Origin of the sequence: Thorsellia kenyensis (genome assembly GCF_042432445.1) — a bacterium.
Lineage (GTDB): Bacteria > Pseudomonadota > Gammaproteobacteria > Enterobacterales > Thorselliaceae > Thorsellia > Thorsellia kenyensis.
Map to the genome: position 1 here is coordinate 1 of NZ_JBHLXE010000102.1, position 5,517 is coordinate 5,517.

Annotated in this window: 4 protein-coding genes; all 4 read left to right on the top strand. The window is 33.7% G+C overall.

The features are described 5' to 3' along the window. Window positions 1–1,024: 1,024 nt before the first annotated feature. The 4 genes from ubiD to hemG are packed head-to-tail and all read left to right on the top strand — an operon-like array spanning window position 1,025 to window position 5,320. Window positions 1,025–2,515, top strand: a complete 1,491-nt coding sequence (ubiD, locus tag ACFFIT_RS10390; protein ID WP_385877602.1) for a 4-hydroxy-3-polyprenylbenzoate decarboxylase — start codon at window positions 1,025–1,027, stop codon at window positions 2,513–2,515. A gap of 14 nt (window positions 2,516–2,529) precedes the next feature. Next, on the top strand, window positions 2,530–3,276 hold the full coding sequence (fre, locus tag ACFFIT_RS10395; RefSeq protein ID WP_385877603.1) for an NAD(P)H-flavin reductase: 747 nt from the start codon (window positions 2,530–2,532) through the stop codon (window positions 3,274–3,276). Window positions 3,277–3,289: 13 nt separating this feature from the next. Beyond that, window positions 3,290–4,741 (top strand): Trk system potassium transporter TrkH, encoded by a 1,452-nt coding sequence (gene trkH, locus ACFFIT_RS10400; RefSeq protein ID WP_385877604.1) that lies wholly within the window; start codon window positions 3,290–3,292, stop codon window positions 4,739–4,741. A gap of 33 nt (window positions 4,742–4,774) precedes the next feature. After that, window positions 4,775–5,320 carry a menaquinone-dependent protoporphyrinogen IX dehydrogenase gene (gene hemG, locus ACFFIT_RS10405; RefSeq protein ID WP_385877605.1) on the top strand — a complete coding sequence of 182 codons (546 nt, stop codon included), beginning with the start codon at window positions 4,775–4,777 and terminating at the stop codon, window positions 5,318–5,320. The last annotated feature ends 197 nt before the right edge of the window (window positions 5,321–5,517 follow it).

Consider the following 5,517-nt stretch of genomic DNA (forward strand, 5'->3'; position numbering starts at 1 on the left):
TTTGATTAGACTTTACCAGCCGTTTAAATTAATTTTAAATCAATAACTTTAAAGATCCTACGCATGTATTTACATTAAGTATAGTGAAGTGCTTGGCGTATATCTTGAATGAAAAGTTGAAAAAACTCACGATTTTAAATGAAATATAGAATATTAATCAATATTTTAAGGTGAGGGGTTGTTTATTTAAAAAACAATTTATCGCATTTGCTAATTCATTTAATGTTGTTTTTAATCCAAGTCATATGCTTAAGTTATTATGCAAAGTAAAATTAACACTGACACTTAGGACACCTCACCTTGCAAATTTTGCAGGAGTATTCATACATGCATTAAGTTTCCACGAACTATCAATCTAACAGATTTTAGCAGAAGGTAAAGTACGCTATCAAGAACTGTTAGATTATAAGCCTTGCCCAAAGCAAATTAAAAAGTCTGACTTCACATAGTTACTTTAATCGATGTGCAGCAATTCACTAAGAAGCTATTGATTCTACATTTTACCTCTAAGCTACCAGTTGAAAACAATGTAAGCATATTAATTTACATGATGGATAGTTATTGACTCTGTATGAAAAATTAAAAGATATCTATCAAGGTACATTACTAAAACTGCACCCAATGCCATTCAAATGCGTCAAATACCTGATTTAGTAGCGGGTAGTAAAAATATGTTCTACTGGTTGTTTAAATTAATTTACTGACGAAATTCATCTGTTTGAGAAATTTACATAAAATACCCTTAAAAAATTAAAATGCAGGGAGTAAATCATCATAATAATTGATAGAGTTATATCTTATTGATTTACTTTCCTAATGACATGAAATTTTCATAATAAATTCAAAAATACACTAATTTTTTTCAAAAGTGGTATTATGAATAAATGATTTAAATTATACAATCGAAGTACTAAGTTAATCTAATGCTATATTCAGTAAATACTTTAGAGGTTCTAAACACTTCTATACTGTTTAATTTTTCGTATTTAACAAATGGCATTCCATCATTAGATGAGTTGAGACTATGAAATATAAAGATTTAAGAGAATTTATTGAGCGCCTTAAAGTGTTAGGAGAGTTAAAAACGATATCATATCCTGTAGATCCTAAGTTCGAAATGACAGAAATAGCGGATAGGGTTTTAAGAGCAGGGGGGCCAGCTTTATTATTTGAAAACCCAATTGGCTATGATATTCCTGTTTTATGTAATCTTTTCGGCACACCTAAAAGAGTTGCACTTGGAATGGGGCAGGAAGATGTGCTTGCATTGCGAGATGTAGGTAAATTATTAGCCTTTTTAAAAGAACCTGAACCCCCAAAAGGATTTAAAGACCTATGGGAAAAATTGCCAACGTTTAAACAAGTGCTCAACATGCCTACAAAAAGGCTTAGCAAAGCTCCTTGCCAGGAAATAATATTTTCTGGTGAAGAAGTCGATTTAACAAAAATACCTATTATGCACTGTTGGCCAGGTGATATAGCTCCTTTAGTCACCTGGGGGCTAACCGTAACAAAAGGACCTCATAAAGAAAGACAAAACCTTGGGATATATAGACAGCAACTTATCGGAAAGAATAAATTAATTATGCGCTGGCTATCTCATAGAGGGGGAGCACTTGATTACTTTGAATGGACAAAAACTAATCCAGGTAAACCTTTCCCTGTATCAGTAGCACTTGGTGCTGATCCAGCAACTATTTTAGGTGCAGTTACCCCAGTTCCAGACTCTTTATCTGAATATGCTTTTGCGGGTCTGCTAAGAGGAAACAAAACTGAAGTTGTTAAATGTATTTCTAACGACTTAGAAGTTCCTGCAAGTGCTGAGATTATTCTTGAGGGATATCTCATACCAGGAGAAATGGCCGCAGAAGGACCGTATGGTGATCACACTGGCTATTATAATGAAGTCGATTCTTTTCCAGTCTTTACTATAACTCATCTTACGATGAGAAAAAATCCAATATACCATTCAACTTATACAGGGAGACCACCTGATGAACCTGCCATTTTAGGCGTTGCATTGAATGAAGTATTTGTTCCTATATTACAAAAGCAATTCCCTGAAATAGTCGATTTCTATCTTCCACCAGAAGGGTGTTCTTATCGATTAGCTGTTGTCACTATAAAAAAACAATATCCAGGTCATGCTAAAAGAGTAATGATGGGCGTTTGGTCTTTTTTAAGACAATTTATGTACACCAAATTTGTGATTGTGTGTGATGATGATGTAAATGCAAGAGATTGGAATGATGTAATTTGGGCTATTACCACTCGTATGGATCCTGCAAGAGATACAGTGCTTGTAGAGAATACTCCAATTGATTATCTTGATTTTGCCTCACCCATATCAGGCTTAGGTTCAAAAATGGGATTAGATGCAACAAATAAGTGGCATGGGGAAACACAACGCGAATGGGGGGAACCTATTGTTAAAGATGAAAGTATTGTCAAAAAAATTGATGATATATGGGATAAACTAGGGATAGACTTACCAATAAAAGAAAAACTATATTGATATAAGGAGAGAAAATGCAAATTAACCTACCAGAGATTTTTGAAACAAAGGGTAAAATTGAATCGATAGAGCAATTATTACCAACAATATTTAAAATTAAAATGATAATCAACACTGTGGTCCCTTTTCTAGCTGGTCAGTATTTAAATGTTATCATGGGAGCAGAGGATAAACGGCCTTTTTCAATTGCTTCTGTTCAAAGTGAAAGTGCTAAGGGAACAACACTTATTGAGTTGCATATCGGAGGAACAGAATTAAATGAGTATAGCTTTCAAGTTATTCAAAAAGCAACTGAACAGGGATATTTAGACATTGAATTACCTAAAGGTGATTGTTATTTAAGAAAAGAGAGTGTCAGACCTCTACTATTGATTGCTGGTGGTACTGGATATTCTTATATTAGACCTTTACTAATTGAAGCTCTGGCTAATCCAGTGGGTGAAAATACAATAAGACCTATCTATTTTTATTGGGGTGTAAATCGTGTTTCTTTTTTATATGATTTAGATTCAATAAGAGCGTTAGAAGATAATTTCGATGAATTATTTTTTAATCCAGTTGTTGTCTCTCCTAATCATGGATGGCAAGGAAAAACAGGCATGGTTCTTGATGTTATTGAAAAAGATTTTGCTGATCTGTCTGAGTTTGATGTTTATTTAGCAGGGCCGATAGCTATGGCTAAAGAAGCTAGAGATAGGCTAATAAAAAATAGAAACGTATCAATGTCAAATTTATTTAGTGATACGTATTCTTATATTTAAAATGAGTTAGTATATGAATTTTAGAACAATTACACGTATAACTGGTATGCTAATCATGATTTTTTCCATTACAATGATCATACCAGGAATAGTGGCTCTTATCTATAATGATGGAGCGGGGAGGGCTTTTGCAAAAACTTTTTTTGTCGCGCTTTCTTTAGGTTTTCTATTGTGGTTTCCAAATAGGCAACAAAAAGCTGAATTAAAGTCTCGAGAGGGATTTTTGATCGTAGCGCTATTCTGGTCTGTATTAGGCAGTGTAGGATCTCTCCCTTTCTTGTTCTCTGAAAGTCCTTCTTTATCTATACCTGATGCTTTTTTTGAATCATTTTCAGGTCTTACAACGACTGGGGCAACTGTCATTGTTGGACTTGATGAGTTACCCAAAGCCATACTTTTTTATAGGCAAATGCTTCAATGGTTAGGTGGAATGGGGATAATCGTTCTAGCTGTAGCCATCCTTCCTCTTTTGGGTATTGGTGGAATGCAGTTATATCGAGCGGAAACTCCTGGACCATTAAAAGATACTAAAATGCAGCCAAGAATTGCTGAAACAGCTAAAACATTATGGATAATTTATGTTACATTAACCGTGATTTGTGCATTTTTTCTTTGGCTTGCGGGTATGTCATTATTTGATGCTATATGCCATAGTTTTGCAACTATAGCAATTGGTGGTTTTTCCACTTATGATGCAAGTGTTGCATACTTCAATAGTCCAACAATCAACACAATTATCGGCATTTTTCTCTTTATTTCTGGGTGTAATTTTGCACTACACTTTTCTGCGTTAAATGGCCGTAGTCTAAAATTCTTCTGGAGAGATCTTGAATTTAAAGTCTACTTAGGTATTCATGTATTTTTAATAATTATTTGTACTAGTGTGCTTGTTGCTCATAATGTTTACCCCACATTTAAAGAAAACTTAAATCAAGCATTTTTTCAGGTTGAGTCAATGGCTACTACTGCAGGATTTAGCACTGCTAACTTTTCCCAATGGCCGCTCTTTTTACCTATGTTGCTTATGATGGCTTCTTTTATAGGCGGCTGTGCTGGTTCAACCGGGGGAGGGATGAAAGTTATCAGAGTGCTATTACTTTATCTTCAAGGTATAAGGGAATTGAAAAGATTAGTACATCCAAATGCCATATATACAATTAAATTGGGTCAAAGAGCCTTACCAGAACGTATTATAGAGGCTGTATGGGGTTTTTTTTCAGCTTATGTACTTATTTTTGTCCTTAGTTTACTTGCCTTAATAGGGCTAGGGATGGATGAGTTCTCTGCATTTTCAGCAGTAGCCGCCACGCTTAATAATTTAGGGCCAGGGCTAGGCACTGTTGCAGCAAACTTCTCAGAAATAAGTGATGGAGCTAAATGGATTTTATTGTTGAATATGTTTTTTGGGCGATTAGAAGTATTTACTTTGCTAGTTTTACTTACCCCAACTTTTTGGCGAAATTAACCGAATTATTTAAATATAAAGAATGAGAATATTATGATTATAAATATGCCTAAACTATTAGTTATCTATTCAACATCTGATGGTCAAACACAGAAAATAGCTGATTTTATAGCGAATGAAATTAGAGAAAATTATGAAAAGGTGACTATTATAAATATAAATGACATTAAGGACGTCAATATAAATGAGTATTCACATATAATTATAGGTGCTTCAATTCGATATGGAAAATTCAGTAAGGCAATTTACAGTTTCATAGATGATACATTTGCCATACTTAATAGCAAAAAAACAGCTTTTTACTCTGTAAATTTAACAGCAAGAAAATTTGACAAAAATACCCCCGAAACAAATTCTTATACAAGAAAATTCTTAGCACGTATTCAGTGGAAACCTAAAAAATGTGCAGTATTTGCTGGTGCTCTAGTTTATCCCCAATATAAATTACTTGATAAATACATGATTAAATTGATTATGAAAATAACAAAAGGTGAAACTGATACGACTAAATCCATTGATTATACTGATTGGTTATATGTTAAAACGTGGGCAAGAGATTTTGCTGAAAAGCTCAAATAGTACAAAAAGAAATCAAAAAAACAGGAGAAGGAAAAATATTTAAAAAAAACAGTTGACGTTAATTAATTAGGTTACTATAATGCGCGTCTAACTTGATGCGAACAGCTCAAGTAGTTCATTTTAAAAACTGAATGCTCTTTAACAATTTATCAGACAATCTGTGTGGGCACTCGCAAGATATGACCAAAAGCAGACAT